The 15,820-nt window shown below is 74.6% G+C and carries 9 protein-coding genes; 5 read left to right on the top strand and 4 right to left on the bottom strand.

The window, feature by feature from the left end:
• Nucleotides 1-126: 126 nt before the first annotated feature.
• Complete coding sequence (locus AC5PYY_RS02615) at nt 127-609, bottom strand: aminoacyl-tRNA deacylase (protein WP_493898252.1); 483 nt, start codon at nt 607-609, stop codon at nt 127-129.
• Nucleotides 610-948: 339 nt separating this feature from the next.
• Here AC5PYY_RS02615 and AC5PYY_RS02610 point away from each other — a divergent pair, with 339 nt between their 5' ends.
• From AC5PYY_RS02610 to AC5PYY_RS02590, 5 genes are all read left to right on the top strand, one after another.
• Nucleotides 949-2,205: an allantoate amidohydrolase gene (locus tag AC5PYY_RS02610; RefSeq protein ID WP_493899312.1), complete on the top strand. Its 1,257-nt coding sequence runs from the start codon at nt 949-951 to the stop codon at nt 2,203-2,205.
• Nucleotides 2,202-3,623, top strand: coding sequence for a formimidoylglutamate deiminase (locus AC5PYY_RS02605; protein ID WP_493898251.1), 1,422 nt, complete (start codon nt 2,202-2,204; stop codon nt 3,621-3,623). The genes AC5PYY_RS02610 and AC5PYY_RS02605 overlap by 4 nt, the downstream gene beginning before the upstream one ends.
• Before the next feature lie 108 nt (nt 3,624-3,731).
• The gene (locus tag AC5PYY_RS02600; protein WP_493898250.1) at nt 3,732-4,487 is read left to right on the top strand and encodes a hypothetical protein; all 756 of its coding nucleotides are present in this window, start codon (nt 3,732-3,734) and stop codon (nt 4,485-4,487) included.
• An 83-nt stretch (nt 4,488-4,570) separates the two neighbouring features.
• A complete protein-coding gene (hutI, locus tag AC5PYY_RS02595) occupies nt 4,571-5,782 on the top strand; it encodes an imidazolonepropionase (RefSeq protein WP_493898249.1) in 1,212 nt (403 codons plus the stop codon).
• A gap of 16 nt (nt 5,783-5,798) precedes the next feature.
• Complete coding sequence (locus tag AC5PYY_RS02590; protein WP_493898248.1) at nt 5,799-6,644, top strand: ABC transporter permease; 846 nt, start codon at nt 5,799-5,801, stop codon at nt 6,642-6,644.
• Between the two features lie 125 nt (nt 6,645-6,769).
• On the opposite strand, the gene AC5PYY_RS02585 is transcribed toward AC5PYY_RS02590, so the two are convergent.
• Genes AC5PYY_RS02585 through recC form a run of 3 tightly spaced genes read right to left on the bottom strand, consistent with a single transcriptional unit; the run spans nt 6,770 to nt 15,782 of the window.
• The gene (locus AC5PYY_RS02585; protein ID WP_493898247.1) at nt 6,770-8,785 is read right to left on the bottom strand and encodes an AAA family ATPase; all 2,016 of its coding nucleotides are present in this window, start codon (nt 8,783-8,785) and stop codon (nt 6,770-6,772) included.
• On the bottom strand, nt 8,785-12,231 hold the full coding sequence (locus AC5PYY_RS02580) for a UvrD-helicase domain-containing protein (protein ID WP_493899311.1): 3,447 nt from the start codon (nt 12,229-12,231) through the stop codon (nt 8,785-8,787). Before AC5PYY_RS02580 ends, AC5PYY_RS02585 begins: the two co-directional genes overlap by 1 nt.
• The gene (gene recC, locus AC5PYY_RS02575; protein WP_493898246.1) at nt 12,231-15,782 is read right to left on the bottom strand and encodes an exodeoxyribonuclease V subunit gamma; all 3,552 of its coding nucleotides are present in this window, start codon (nt 15,780-15,782) and stop codon (nt 12,231-12,233) included. The genes AC5PYY_RS02580 and recC overlap by 1 nt, the downstream gene beginning before the upstream one ends.
• Nucleotides 15,783-15,820 lie beyond the last annotated feature (38 nt).

Genomic DNA, 15,820 nt, shown 5'->3' with positions numbered 1-15,820 from the left:
CCCGTGGGAGTTGGCGACGGTGTCGACTCCCACGGGACGCTCAGGCTGAACAGCTCGTGCGAGGCGGGGGCCGCGGGGCGACCGGCGTGAGTCGGACCTACGAGATCGACTGGACCTGCACCCGGATCACACGGGGCCGGGCGGGGATGTGACGTCTGCGACCTGGGCCCCGAGAGCATCGATCGTGGCGAGGGCGTCGAGCGTGACGGCGACCCCATGGGCCCCCGCGCCGAGCGAGATGCGGCGGTCGGGCTCGTCCGTGAGCGAGGCGTCGGCGACCACCGGCCAGGCGGTGACCGAACCGAACGGCGTGATGGTGCCTCGTTCGTAGCCGGTGGCGTCCTTGGCCGTCGCCGCGGCGGGCATCGACAGCCGGCTGACCCCGAGCAGGGCCCGCAGCTTGGGCCAGGAGATCTCGCGGTCTCCCGGCACGAGCACGAAGAGGTAGTCGTCCTCGCCCCGGCGCACCACCAACGTCTTGACGATGTCGCGCGGCTGCACGCCCCGGACCCGGGCCGCCTCCTCCAGGCTGCCGACGCGCCCGTGGCGGGTCACTGCATACTCCAGACCGGCGGCCTCGATCGCGGCTGTGACGCGCTCCTCGCTCATGGGTTCTCAGCGTAGTGAGCGGGGCCGAAGCGTGTGCCGGGCCTGATGCCTGGCAGAGGCCCCGCGCTTGCCGGATAGCCCCACGGTTGCCGGATGGCCCCACTGCTGCAGCCATGGGGGTCCACATCATCCGTGGGGCAGCGGGTGCACCGTGGGGCTTGGGACCTGGCCGCGGCTCGATCCGTCCCCAAGTCCTGGGCCGAGGCGCGACGGCCGTGCCGGCCACCGGGCATGTCCGGGATCCGAGACAGCTCTCCCTCTGTCCCCTCCTCTGGAGCGGGTCCTCGCCCTAGAGTCGGAGTCGTGACCACCGCAGACCACCTCCGCAGCTTCGACCGCATGTGGGCCGACCTCGACCCGGTGGGTCAGGTCGCGAGCGGCGGCTACCGGCGCTTCGCGTGGAGCCGGGAAGACGCGACGCTGCGCGAGTGGTTCGCCGCGGAGGCGCAGGCGCGCGGGCTCGACCTCGTCGAGGACCGCGTCGGCAACCAGTGGGCCTGGTGGTGGGACGGTCCGGGCAGCGTGGACGACGCCGTGCGGGCCGGGCACAAGGGTGTCGTCATCGGTTCGCACCTGGACTCGGTGCCGGACGGTGGCGCCTTCGACGGGCCGCTCGGCGTCGTGAGCTCTTTCGTCGCCGTCGATGCCCTTCGCACACAGGGCATCTCACCCGCCGTGCCGATCGCCGTGGCCAACTTCGTCGACGAGGAGGGCGCCCGCTTCGGGATCGCGTGCGCGGGGTCGCGTGTCCTCACCGGCGTGCTGGACGCCGACCGTGCTCGCGCACTCAGGGACGCCGACGGGATGACGTATGCCGAGGCCCTCGCCGCCGCTGGCCGCGCGCCCGAGCACCTCGGTCCCGACGACGAGGCGCTGGCCAGGGTGGGCTGCTTCGTCGAGCTGCACGTCGAGCAGGGCCGCGCGCTGGTCGACCTCGGTCGCGCGGTTGCCGTGGCCAGCGACATCTGGCCGCACGGACGGTGGCGCTTCGACTTCCCCGGGCAGGCCAACCACGCCGGCACCACGCGCCTGGAGGACCGGCGCGACGCCATGCTCGGGTATGCCGATCTCGTCCTCTCTGCACGCGAGGCCGCCGAGCGTCGTGGCTGCGTCGCCACGGTGGGCAAGGTGCACGTGACGCCGGGCGGGGTCAACGCCATCCCGTCGCACGTCACCGGGTGGCTGGACGCCCGCGGTCCCGACGAGGCTCAGGTCGAGGGCCTGGTCCGTGACCTGACGGCGCGATGCGGCGGCGAACCTGGCGGCGCCACGGTCACCCAGGAGTCGTGGACGCCGACGACGCGCTTCGACGGCCCGTTGACGGAGCGACTGCGGGGCGTGCTGCAGCGCGCAGACCGCGCGGCCGGTCGGGGAGACGCGTCCTCGCCCGAGCTCAGCGTGCCGGTGCTGGGGACCGGAGCCGGCCATGACGCGGGCATCCTGGCGACCGCGGGCATACCGTCGGCGATGCTCTTCGTGCGCAACCCGAGCGGGGTCTCGCACAGCCCCGCCGAGCACGCGGAGGCCGCCGACTGCCACGCCGGTGCGGACGCGCTCGCGGCCTGCCTGGCCGAGCTGGCGCAGGACCCGTCATGACCACGGCCCAGGTGTTCCACGCCGCGGTGGCCTATCTCCCTGAGGGGATGCGCTCCGACGTCCGGCTCATCGTGCGGGACAGGCGGATCGCGGAGGTGAGTGACGGCATACCCGCCGAGCCTGGCGACCACCGGCTGCCGGGCGTGGTGCTCCCAGGTCTCGCGAACGCGCACAGCCACGCCTTCCATCGCGCGCTGCGCGGGCGCACGCACGATCGGGGCGGCACCTTCTGGACCTGGCGCGAGCGGATGTATGCCGTTGCGGCGCAGCTGGATCCGGAGAGCTACCTGGCGCTCGCGCGGGCGACCTACGCCGAGATGGCGCTGGCTGGGATCACGGCGGTGGGCGAGTTCCACTACCTGCACCACGGGCCGGGTGGGAAGCGCTACATGGACCCCAACGCCATGGGGCGGGCGCTGGTGCAGGCGGCCGCCGACGCGGGCATCCGGCTGACGCTGCTCGACACCTGTTATCTGGCAGGTGGTCTCGACGGGGCTGGGTATGTCGACCTGGAGGGGCCACAGCTGCGCTTCGACGATCGTGACGCGCTGACCTGGGCGCTCCGGGTGGACGACCTCCGCGACCACACCGACGGCGGGCCCGAGCACCTGCGGGTCGGGGCTGCCATCCACTCGGTCCGCGCGGTGCCTCGCGATCAGCTCGGTGCGGTGGCGCAGTGGGCCCGCAGGCGCGGTGCTGCGGGTATGCCGCAGAGCGCGCGTCCGGTGCGCGCCGCAGGTGTGGACGCGGTGGCGAAGGGTGCGGGGAACGGGCGGCCGCTGCACGTCCACCTCTCGGAACAGCCGGCCGAGAACGAGGCCTGCCTCGCCGCGCACGGGTTGACCCCGACCGGGCTGCTCGAGGCCGAGGGTGTGCTGGGGCCCGACCTCAGCGCGGTCCACGCGACGCATCTCACCGGCGACGACATCGCGCTGCTCGGGCGCCACCGCTCCTGGGTCTGCTTCTGCCCGACCACCGAGCGGGACCTTGCCGACGGCATCGGGCCCGCGCACGAGCTGCGGGAGGCGGGGGCGCGCCTGTCGCTCGGCTCGGATCAGCACGCCGTCGTGGACCTGCTCGAGGAGGCCAGGGCGCTGGAGATGCACGAACGGCTGGTGAGCCTCGAGCGCGGCAGGCTGCGCCCGGCCGACCTGGTCGACGCGGCCACCGCTCAGGAGAGCATCGGGTGGCCCGACGCGGGTCGGATCGAGGTCGGAGCCCGGGCGGACCTGGTGGCCGTGCGTGACGACACGGTGCGGACCGCCGGGTCGAAGCCGGGCCAGATCGTGCTCTCGGCGACGGCGAGCGACGTCGACACGGTGGTGGTCGACGGTGAGCTGGTGGTGGAGGGCGGCCGGCACCGGCTGGGCGACGTGGGTCGCCTGCTGCGTGAGGCGATCGGGCCGCTGTGGTCTTGAGGTCGTCCAGGTAGGACCTGGCTCATCAGGTGTGACAGGCTGGCCGGTAGGGGGCGGCGAGCGTCCCTGACCATGGGGCCCCGGGGGCCGACGACGAGGAGGACAGTGATGCTGAAGGTGCGACGGAGGATCTGGACGACGCTGGCTGCGGGGTCGACGCTGGTGCTGCTCGCCTGTGGCGGTGAGGAAACAGAGTCGGCGGAGACGCCCATGCCGTCGACGACGGCGGAGGACGCCGCGGATGATGCTCCTGCCGAGGACACCGCGACCAGCACCCCGACCGAGGAGGCCGCTGCGACCTCGGCGGCTCCGGTCGCGTCGCCCACCGCGGACGCGGCCGCCGGCTCGACCGAGCTGACCGGGCCCGGCGAAGAGCTGGCGCTGGGTGACGCGGCCGTCCTCCAGGTCGCCACGGTCGCGGATCCGGACGACGACTACTACCGCTACGCGAAACTGCGGACGACCGTGATCGAGGTCGTCGAGGCCGATCCGGGCATCCTGGACGGCGTGGAGCTCGCGACCCCGATCGAGGACGAGGTGCCCTACCTCGTGCGGGCCGAGCACGAGATCATCGAGACCGACGGCGCCTACGAGAAGCTCGACCTCTACCCCGAGCTCGGTGCCGTCCACGAGGACGGGTCAGCGGCCAGCACCATCTGGGCCGACGGCGCGGATATCGGCGAATGCACCAACCAGCCGTTCGAGCGCCTCGAGCCCGGAAGCACCGCGAGCACCTGTGTCATCGCTCTCGGCGAGGGGATGGAGGTGGTCGGCGCCACCTGGTCGGGCAACGACAACGCCGACGGCGGCGGAGACTGGCAGGCCAATCCCTACGGCGACGCCCCTGTCGTCTGGGGGCCCTAAGAGCCGGCCACGGCACCCGGCCGACGGGAGACCCGTCGGGCGGGTGCACGTGGCGGACGGCACGATCAAGGAGAGGTGATCCGATGAGCATGCTCATCACGGGTATCAGCGAGCTCGTCACCTGCGACGAGTCGGTGTCGGACCCGCGCGAGGGCGCCGCGGCTGAGCTGTCGCGCGGGCTCGGGGTCGTGCCCGACGCGGCCATCGTCATCGGAGGCGGGGGTGAGGACAGCGCTCCCGTCGTCGAGTGGGTCGGCCCGGCCACCGACGCTCCTGCCGCCGACTGGGCGATCGACCTGGGCGGCAAGGCGGTGATCCCCGGTTTCGTCGACAGCCACAGCCACCTCGTCTTCGCCGGAGACCGTTCGGCGGAGTTCGCGGCGCGGATGACCGGTCAGCCGTATGACGGCGGCGGCATCGCCGTCACCATGGAGGCCACCCGGGCCGCCACCGACGCCGAGCTGCGGGGGCTCGTCGAGGCGCGGGTCGCCGAAATGCGATCGCAGGGCACCACGACCGTGGAGATCAAGAGCGGCTACGGTCTCGACACCGAGCACGAGGCGCGGGCGCTGCGGTTGGCCAGGGAGGTCACCACCGAGACCACCTTCCTCGGTGCCCACGTCGTGCCCCCTGACCGACGAGGCGACGGCGAGCGGGCGGCATACCTCGACCTCGTCTGCGGCGAGATGCTCGCCGCGTGCGCGCCGCACGCCCGCTGGATCGACGTCTTCTGCGAGCCCGCGAGCGCGCACGCCTTCGACGGCGAGGAGTCGCGGCGGGTGCTCGAGGCGGGGAGGGACGCCGGGCTGGAGCTGCGGGTCCACGGCAACCAGCTCTCGCACGGTCCCGGGGTCCAGCTCGCGGTCGAGCTCGGCGCGGCGAGTGTCGACCACTGCACCTTCCTCTCCGACGAGGACGTCGACGCGCTCGCCGGGAGCGACACGGTGGCGACCCTGCTGCCGGGTGTGGAGTTCTCGACGCGCCAGCCCTACCCCGACGCCCGCCGCCTGCTCGACGCCGGGGTCTCGGTGGGGCTGGCGAGCGACTGCAACCCCGGCACCTGCTACTCCTCCTCGATCCCGCTGATGATCGCGATGGCGGTACGGGACATGGGTATGACTCCCGCCGAGGCCCTGCTCGCCGCCACCGTGGGTGGGGCGCGGGCGCTGCGGCGGGACGACGTCGGGCGGGTACGCGTCGGGCAGCGCGCGGACCTCGCGGTCGTGGAGGCGCCGAGCTGGCTGCACATCCCCTACCGGGTCGGCGTGCCGATCGTGCGCGCGCTGGAGGTCTGACGACGCGTCCGGCAGCGTGTGTGGGGTCCTGTGGCAGGGTCGCACGCCCGAGCCACCCGACCTCGAGCTCGGGCCCGCCGAGGGGGCCACCGGCGCCCGGGTGCTGCGCAGCGAGGAGCTCGTCGCCGCGCTCCGGCCGGGCATGGTGGGCCTGTCCGACGGCGACATGCTGGCCCACGGGCTGGAGGTCGGCGACCGGGTCACGGTCACCGGAGCTGGCGGTGAGCGCGAGCTCCGGGTGGTGGAGCTGTGGCTGGGCTACGGGCGGATGACGATCCCCGCCGACGACCTGGTCGCTCGCGCGGGCGCGGACCGGGAGCCGGGCGCGGTGCTGATCCGGCTGACCGACGACGCCGACCTCGTGGCCACGATGGGCGACCTCTCCGGGCTCACCGACGAGGCGACCATGTCGCCTGACGGCCCGGCGGTGATGAGGGCGCAGACCGTGCAGGTGCTCGACGTGATGGTGCTGGTCACAACCGCCCTGCTCGGCGTCGCGGTGGTCATCGCCGTCGTCGGGATCGCCAACACCTTGTCGCTGTCCGTCATCGAGCGGCACCGCGAACACGCCCTGCTGCGCGGAATGGGGCTGACGCGAGGGCAGATGCGTGTCATGCTGGTGGTCGAAGGGGTACTACTCGCGGTCGTGAGCGCGGGCCTGAGGCTGTTGCTGGGCATCGGGTATGCCGCGCTCGGCATCCACACGATCCTCCCCGAGGGCACCGCCCTCGACCTGGCCGTGCCGTGGGGCAGGGTCGGGATGATCGTCGGGGTGGCGTTGCTCGCCGGGATGCTCGCCAGCGTCCTCCCGGCGAGGCGGGCCGCGCGCGTCAGCCCGGCGGAAGGACTCGCCGCGACGTAGACCGGGTCGGCGTCGGTGCAGGGACACACCGGCGCCCGACCCCAGGGGCTCCTCGCGCTCAGGGGCGCGGGTCGCAGGCCCCGACGGGCCGGCCGGGACGGGACACCGGGCCGGCCCGTCCTCGTTCACCGCGTCGGCTCGCCCCGATCGCGCCGGCTGAGGCGCTGCCGCAGGCCGCTGGCCCGGACCACGCGCCGCTCCACCGCGGCGCGGACGACCTCCTCGGACCCGACGACGCGGACTCGCTTCTCCGCCCGGGTGACCGCGGTGTAGAAGAGCTCGCGGGTGAGCAACGGGCTGTCCAGGTCGGGGAGCAGGACGGTCACCTCCTCCGCCTGGCTGCCCTGCGCCTTGTGGATCGTCATGGCGTGCAGGGTCTCGACGTCGCCGAGTCGCCCCGGCGCGAAGCGCTGCGGGCGACCCTCGATCTGCACCATGCGCACGGGGGTGCCGTCCGGGGTGCGCGAGGCGACCACGACCCCGGTGTCGCCGTTGAGGACCCCGGTGGCGTAGTCGTTGGCGGTGACGAGCAGCGGCCGGCCGAGATACATGGGCTCGTAGAAGGTGAGGCCGGTCTCCTCCGCGAGCCAGGTCTCGGTGAGGTGGTTCCAGTGCCGCACGCCACGCTCACCCTCCCGGTGCGCGACCAGGAGTCGGTGCCGTGCCATCGCGGCCAGGGCGGCCTCGGCGTCCCCCGCGCGGGCGCGGGACAGGACGGTCCGGGCATGCGGGAGCACGACATCGCGCAGGTATGCCGTCGGCTCCTCCTCGGTGACCCACTCGACCCCCTCGGCGCCGGCCCCGAGCGTGGACACCACAGCGTCGGCGTCGCCGCGCCGCAGCGCCTCGGCGAGGTCTCCGATCTCCGCACCGTAGCGGTGCACGGTGCGGAGCCGGGCCAGGGCCAAGGGCGGGGAGGTGCCGGCTCGCTCGTCGTCCTCCGCCCCCCTGTTCCCCTGCGTTCCCACGCCCCCCGGCGTCCCCGTGGCTTCCTGCGTTCCCGCGCCCTCCTGCGTTCCCGCGCCCTCCTGCGTTCCCGCGCCCTCCTGCGTTCCCGCGCCCTCCTGCGTTCCCGCGCCCACCTGCGTCCCCGCGTCCTCCTCGGCGCCGGCGACGAGGTCGGCCAGCACGGCACCGGCGTCCACCGACACGAGCTGATCGGCATCGCCGACGAGGATGAGCCGGGCCGTCGGGCGCAGGGCCTCCAGCAGCCGCGCCATGTGGGTGAGCGACACCATCGAGGCCTCGTCGACGAGGACGACGTCGTGCGGCAGCCGGTTGCCGCGGTGATGCCGGAAGCGGCTGCGGCGCTCTGGTCGCCACCCGAGCAGCCGGTGCAGTGTGCGGGCCTCCACCTCGCGCAACCGATGCACCACGTCCCGGGCAGACCCGTCCGGCGTGCGCTGAAGGATGTCGGCCAGGGCGTCGTCGACCGCGCTCTTGACGCGGGCCGCGGCCTTGCCGGTCGGGGCGGCCAGGCCGACCTGCAGCGGTCGTTGCCCGGCCGCAACGGCCTGCTCCGCGAGGACCGCCAGCACCCCGGCGACGGTGGTCGTCTTGCCGGTGCCGGGGCCGCCGGTGATGACGCTGGTGCGGGCTCGGGCGGTGATCTCCGCGGCGGCGCGCTGCTCGGCCCAGCTCGCGCCGGGGAAGATGCGGTCGAGGGCGGCCGACAGGACGTCCTCGTCGATCGTGGGGGCCTCGAGACTGGCCCGGGCCAGGAGGTCCTGCACCACCTGGACCTCCTGGTGGTGGTAGCGCTGCAGGTAGACCAGCGAGGTGTCGGGATCGACGACGAGGCCACCCTCGCGCACCAGCCGGCTCGCCCCGACGGTGGCGGTCCAGCCGTCCGGCTCCGGCCAGGAGATCTCGGGCAGCGCCTCGGCGCCCTCGCGGGCCAGGGCGGTCAGGTCGACCGCGACCGAGCCGGAGCGGACCGCGCGGGTCGCGACGGCCGCGGCCAGCAGCACGTCAGGGTCGCGCTCGGAGACGGCCCGCGCCAGCGCGGTCGCGACGTGCACGTCGGCCGCCGTGAGCAGACCGGCCCGGTTGAGGTCGGCCAGCGGGCCGCTGGCCGTCAGCGCCAGCCGCCGGTCGTGGTCCGAGGTCGGTTCGAACAGCTCCAGGAGCGGGGTCGACATCAGCGGCTCTCCCGCCTCTCGGAGGCGGCGCGCGCGCCGGCCCCGCGGTGACCGTCCAGCAGCGCCGAGACGGCCTCGACGAGCGCCACCGGGGGCTGCCAGGAGAAGACGCCGCACGGCATACCGTCGACCTCCGGGGTGTCGGGACCGCACATGCCGCGGACGTAGAGGTAGAGGACGCCGCCGAGGTGCCGCGCCGGGTCGTAGCGGGGCAGCCGCCAACGCAGGAAGCGGTGCGCGACGACGGCGTAGAGCAGCGCCTGCAGCGGGTAGGAGGAGTGTCCCATCGCCTCGACCAGACGCTCCGGCCGGTAGTCGGCGGCGGTCAGCGGCTCCTGCGGGGCGCCGAGCCAGTTGGTCTTGTAGTCGACCACGAGGTAGCGCTCGGACCGCTCGCCCGGATCGAGGCGGAGGACGACGTCGACGGACCCCGTGAGGTAGCCGCGCAGCTGCTGATCCGCGAGGTCCGGGCTCGTCGCGAGCACGTCGGCCCAGGCCCGCACCGGGTCGCCCGGGGGCAGGTGAGCCCGCAGGAGCGGAGCCAGGTCTCCCAGCAGCGCAGCCTCGGCGCGAGGGGCAGCAGCGGGATCGGGGGCCGGTCGTCGTAGGTCGCCCCCGCCGAGGGGGAGCTCGAAGTCGAGCTCGCAGAGCCGGTGCTCGGGGGCGATGCCACGCAGGGTGACTCCGCGTGCAAGCGGCCCGAGAGAGGTGTCGCACACCGCGACGAGGGCCTCGGCGAGCCGCTCCCCGCCGCCCTCGCCGAGCTCGACCGGCCACCGGATCCGCTGCTCAGCGATCTGCCTGACCAGCTCGGCGCGCAGGTCGGGCGCCCGCGGGTCGGCGTGCTCCAGCACGGCGTGCACCAGCGACCCGAAGGTCGCGCCCACCGGCAGCTCGGCCATGGGGGAGGGCACGTCGGCGCCGGGCGGCGGGGCCAGGTCGTCGAGACCGGGCAGCGACGGCGAGGTCTCGGTGACCGGGTCGGGTGCGTCCGGCTCGTCCTCGCGAGCCGTCAGCCCGGTCTCCGGCTCGCTGCCGACTCCCGGCTCTGCTCCCGGGACCGGTGTCGACAGCGCGGTGTATGACGTGCGTCGCCACCCCGTGTCGACCACCCGCGTCCACGGGGCGAGGCGCAGGTCGGCCGGCGGTTGCTGCCGCTGCGGCGCCGGGTCGCTCGCCGGGTCGGCCCGCTCCAGCACGAGGGCCCCCTCGGCCTCCCACCGGCGCAGCCGCTCCGTCGCCTCGGCGTCACCGCGCGGCACCGGGGCGCGGTCGGGGACGGGGCCGCCGCCCGGCTCACGACCGAGGAGCATCCGGTGCAGCGGGGAGGCGGTGGCGTTGTTGACCGGGGCCCACCACGTCACGACCTGGGACTGGGCCCGGGTCAGCGCGACGTAGAGCAGCCGTAACGACTCGCCGGCGTCCTCCTCCTTGTGTCGTCGGACCGACTCCGCCCAGTCCGGGTTGGCGTGCTCGCCGCCGACGTCGCGGCAGCGGAGGCGCTCGGGTGGCTCCTCGTGGAAGAGCGGGATCTTCGGGGAGTCGCTCACCCACCGGTCGCCGAGCGAGGGGAGGTAGACGACGGGATACTGCAGCCCCTTGCTGCCGTGGATGGTCGCGAGCTGGACCGCGGCGGCGTCGCTGTCGAGCCGCCGGGTGCGCGCGCCCGCCGACTGCGGGGCGTCCTCGGCCATCCCCGCCCGCAGCCACTCCAGCAGCGCGACCAGACCCAGCTGGTCGCACCGGGCCACCTCGTGCAGCAGCTGGGCCACGTGCCGCAGGTCGGTGAGCGTGCGCTCGCCCCCCACCTGCCCGAGCACCCGACCCGGGAGCCCCTGGGTCGTCACCAGCTCGAGGACGGCCGCGATCCCCTGGCGGGCGTAGACCGCGGCCAACTCGCGGCACCGGTCTGCGAGCTCGTCCTCGAGCGCGGTGTCCTGCTCCTCGCCGCGGTCGCCGACGCGGGCGACGGCATACCCGAGCAGGTCGGTGAGTGCGGCGGCGCGGGTGAGCACCGAGCGGTGCGGCGCGACCATCGCCTCGAGCAGGGCGAGCCAGTCGTGCGCCGCGCGGCTGTGCAGCACGGTCGAGCCGCCGGTGCTCACGGCCGGTATGCCAAGCTCGGCGAGCGCGCGCTGCGCCTCCAGCAGGTCCTTGGCCCGGTGCGCGAGGACGGCGACGTCGCGGGCCTGCACCGGTCGCCCGTCGTAGGTCGCGCCGGAGGCCAGGAGCGCAGCGACGTCGTGGGCCAGGTCGCGTGCGATCCAGGGCCGGACGGTGGGCATGCGCTTGTCGCCGCCCAGGTGGTCGCGCAGCAGCACCTGGCGCAGCCGGACCGGGGCGAGGCTGGGGGCGCCGACCAGCCGGCCGTCCTCGTGGTGCGCGCTCACCGGGTGCACGACGATCTGCTCGTCGCCCAGCTCGGCGCCGGTCAGCAGGTGGCCCAGCGCGGTCACGACGCCCGGGTCGGAGCGGAAGTTGCGGGGGAGGGTGCGGCGGTCGTCGGCGGTGGCCGCGGCGGAGAGGTAGGTGTCGACGTCGCCGCCCCGGAAGGCGTAGATCGCCTGCTTGGGGTCGCCGATGAGCACCATGGCGCGCACGTGCCCGGCGAAGGCGCGGTGCAGCACCGACCACTGCACGGGGTCGGTGTCCTGGAACTCGTCGACGAGGACGACCCGCCAACGCTGGCGCATGCGGGCCCGGGCCGGGGAGTCCTCGGCCTCGAGCGCGTCGTCGAGCTGGGTGAGCAGGTCGTTGTAGTGCATGACCTGCAGCCGCTGCTTGCGCACGGTGAGCTCGGCGCGGACGGCGCGGGCGAAGCGCACCCGCCGGTCGGGCACCGAGCCCCGCTCGGCGCTGGTCGGCCGCAGCTCCGCGTGCACGTCGTCGATGACGGTGCGGGCGATCTCCAGGGCCGTGCGACGGTCGAAGATGGGCTCGTCGTCGCGCTGGGCGAAGGCGCGCAGATAGAGGTCGTCGACCACCTCGACGAGCAGGCCGTCGAGGTCCTCGACCAGCACCGCGGAGGCGTCGGAGGTGCCGGCCACGCCGAGGCCGCGCAGCACCTGCTGGCAGAACTGGTGCGTGGTGGCGATGGTCGCCGAGTCGATGTCGGAGAGGGCGGCGCGCAGGCGCCGTGCCCGCAGGGCGCGTTCGCCCTCGTCGGTCTGCAGCAGGTGGGCCACGAGCGCGTCGCGGTCGTGCGGCGGGGGAGGGTCGGTGAGGGCGCGCTCGGCCAGCACGAGCTGGGCCCGCACCCGGGCGCGCAGCTCCTGGCTCGCGGCCCGTCCGAAGGTCACGACCAGCATCTCCGGCAGGGTGACCAGCCCCTCGGCGACGTAGCGGGTCACCAGGGCGGCGATGGTCCAGGTCTTGCCGGTGCCTGCGCTCGCCTCCAGCAGCACGGTGCCGGTCGGCAGATCGTCGGTGATGTCGAAGTCGTCCATCACACCCGCTCCCTGCGCTCGGCGCCGCCGGTGAGCACCGGGGCCCAGACCCGCAGCGCGAGCTGGCCGAGGCGGTGGTCCACGCCGGGGGTCCAGCGCTCGTCGTCGAGGGGAGTGCCGAGGATCTGCTGCAGCGGCACCGACTCGCCGTAGACGTAGCGGTGGCTGGGGTCGTCCTGCTCCTTGGGGAAGGCCTGCTCGAAGGTGTCGTCGGTGCGCCACTCCCGGACTGCGTCGAGGGTCGCCGCCTGCGGGTCGCCCGGGCCGCCGAGGTAGGCCTCCGCCCAGCGCAGCGACGTGCCCACGGGCAGCGGCAGGGGCGCGGTCAGGCCCCGGTCGCGCAGGTCGATGAGCTGCCCGAGCAGCTCCAGGGCACGGTCGGGGTCGTGCGGGCCGTGGGTGAGGTGCGCCGCTCCCTTGTGCCGCCCCCAGCGATAGCGGCCGACGAGGTGGCTGGTGGCCTCGCCACCCAGGCTCGCGGCGAGGACCAGCGAGAGGATCCACGACCGCAGCCGCTGCTTGGCCCGGACCGAGGAGTAGGTCGCGGTCAGGGCTCGCTGGCCGACCAGTCCGGTGAGAGTCCCGACCAGGCGGCGTCCGTCGGCGACGGTGAGGTCGACGTCCAGGGCCTCGCGAGGGACCTCGACGCCCCACCTGCCCTGGCCCACGGCGGCCCAGGAGCCCTCCGCGACCAGCTGCGCCTGGCGGGTGATCTCGCGCAGGGTGCGGGCGCCCAGGGCACCCGGGGGCAGCTCGCCGCGCCACAGCTCGGCGTCGACGGTGGCGCCGGGGGCCCGGCCGGCGAGGACACTCGCGAGCAGCCGGTCGCCGACTGCCCAGGTGTCGAGGCCGTCGAGCTCGACGGGGATGCCCTCGCCCCGCTCCTCCGGGACCTGCGGCAGCAGCAGGCCGAGCCGCTCCCGCAGGAAGCCCCGGGCCGGGTTGTCGAAGAAACGCAGCAGGTCGTCGAGGTCGACGTCGTCGCTGCTGCTCGTCCGGGGCGGGCCGAGCGCCGCCGTGGCTGGGACCGGTCGGGCCGTGCGCTTTCCGAGCGCGGCCCGGGCTCCAGCGATCGCGGTCGGGTCGTAGCTGAAGGGCCGGTCCTGCGGGAGGAGCGGCGGGAGCTCCGCCGGGGCGGCGCCGAGGTTGCGCGGGTCGAAGGGTTGCAGCGGGTGCCGGGTGAGCACGCGGCATACCCCCGGGGAGGTGGGGTCGGCGGTGCGCCGGACCGTGTCGAGCAGCTCGCCGAGGGGGACGGCAGGCGGGCGCTCGGCGCCGGTGTGCTCGTCGAAACCGGTGTAGGTGATGACGACGGTGTCGCCCGCGGCCATGAGGGCGTCGAGGAGGAGCTGGCGGTCCTCGCTACGCGGGTCGCGCTCTCCGGTCACGGGGCGCCGGGCCAGGGCGTCGTCACCGTCCGCGGTCGTGGTGCGCGGGACGACGCCGTCGTCGAGGCCCACGAGAGCGACGACGCGGTGGGGCACCGAGCGCATCGGCACCATCGTGCAGACGGTGAGGGTGCCGGTGCGGAAGTTGGACCGGGTGGCGCGGCCGGCGGCCTGCTCGGCGAGCAGCGCGTGGACGTCGGAGAGGGACAGGCTGAGCGAGTCGGTCCCCTCCCGCCGACCGGCCGACTCCTCGACGAGCTCGAGCTCGCGCACGAGCTGGGTGACCTGCCAGCCGTCGGCCGTCGGCACGTCGGCCAGGCCGAGCACCCCCTCACACAGCACCCGCACCCACTCCGGCACCGCGTCGGCCTTGCGCAGCTCCTGCAGGGTGTTGCCGAGCCGGGCGACGAGCTCGGCCAGCCGGCCCGCGAGCTCGAGGTCGCCGCTGTCCAGGTCGTCCAGCCCGAGGGTCGTGCCGAGGTGGTCGACCTCTTCGCCGTCGACCGCCGCGCCGACGAGCACCGAGGCCAGGCCGCTGCGCCAGGTGTTCTGGGTGAGGCCGGCGAGCGCGTAGTCCGCGCGGTGCTCTCCGTCCAGCCCCCACCGGACGGCGGCCGCCTCGACCCAGCCCCCGATGCGGCCGAGGTCGTCGTCGTCCAGGCCGAAGCGCCGGCGCACCGGCGCGCTCCGCGCGAGGTCGAGGACCTCGCTCGCCGTGAGGCGACCTCCCGCGAGCTCGACGAGGCGGGTGGCGAGCGCGAGCAGCGGGTTGGCGTGGGTTGGCGATCGGTCGGCGAGGCGGACGCGCAGCCCGTGCGCCGGGTGGCCGATGCCGCCGCCGCCGCCTCCGCCGGCCCCGCCGGTCGTGGCGGCCGCCCGGGTCGCGTGGTTGCCCGCCGCGACCACCTCGCCCAGGCCGAACCCGGCATGCACCAAGGGGGCGTAGGCGTCGATGTCAGGACACATGACGAGGATGTCGCGCGGCTCGAGGGAGGGGTCGCGCTGCAGCAGGTCGGTGAGCACGTCGCGGAGCACCTCGACCTGTCGCCCCTGACCGTGGCAGGCGTGCACCTGGAGGCTGCGGTCGTACGCCGGCACGATCCTCGCGTCACGCTCGGCGTCGTTTGGGGGGTGGTCGGCGGCCAGGTCGCGCTGCAGGAGCTGCAGGAGGGTCAGCGCCCCCGGTCCGCCGTCGGCTGGTGGCGGCGGGGTGGCCGAGCCGCTTCGGGCCGTGGGTCCGCTCACGGTATGCGGTGCGAGCGCCAGCGTCCGCTGCAGCTCGCGGGCGTCGCGACCCAGGCTCGCGAGGAGCGGGTGACGCACGAGCAGCGCGGACGTGTCGTCGTCGCGGGGCACCGGCCCCTCGGCAGCCAGCGCGGACAGGGAATCCCAGGCCGCGGGCGAGGCCTGTGGCAGGAAGAGATGCACGTCGCGCTGCTCGGCCAGCGCGGACACCACCTCGACCTCGCTGCGCGCGATGCGGGTGTGGCCGACGAGGCAGAGCCGGCCGGGGAGGTCGAGGTCGGCCGCGCGGTCGCCGGTCCGCAGGGCCGTCACGACGCGCTGCTGGCGGACGTCCGGGGGCTCGGCGTCGACGAGCGGGAGCACCCGGCGCCAGAGCTCGGGCTGCCAGTCCAGGTCGGGGTCGACCGGGCCTCCGAGGCCGTCGCCCTGGCCACCCGTGCGCCAGTCGGTGAGCATCGCCGGCCGGGACGAGGCGTAGGAGGCGAACAGTCCCGCCAGGCGGCGCGCCACGGCATACCTTCGACCGCGGCGCAGCTCGCCCTCGGCGCCCGGCATGCCTCGCCCGAGATGAGTGGCGAGCGTGACCGCCCACGGCTCGCCGAGACTGGCGTCGATCGCCTGCAGGACCGGCCAAGCGAGCCGGTCGGGGTGCCACGGGTCGTCGCGGTCGATGCCCAGGACGAGTGCGACGAGGGAATGCGGGTTGAGGAAGCGCACGCCCGCGCAGACACCGTCGTGGCCCTCGTCACCCGCGCCGAGCCGGTGGGACAGTCGCTGGGCGAGCCACCGCTCCACCCCCTTGGCCGGGACCGCGACGATCTCTTCCGCGAACGGGTCGGGCAGCGGGCTGGCGAGCAGCTCGGCGAGGCCGTCGGCCAGCGCCGCGGTGCTCACGTCCCGGTGCACGAAGAGGGTCACGGGGCAGACCCTACTGAGAGGGTGTGACAGGCATCGTG

It is taken from the genome of Serinicoccus sp. JS2-9 (assembly GCF_059025165.1).
This window is presented reverse-complemented; position numbering and strand designations above follow the sequence as displayed.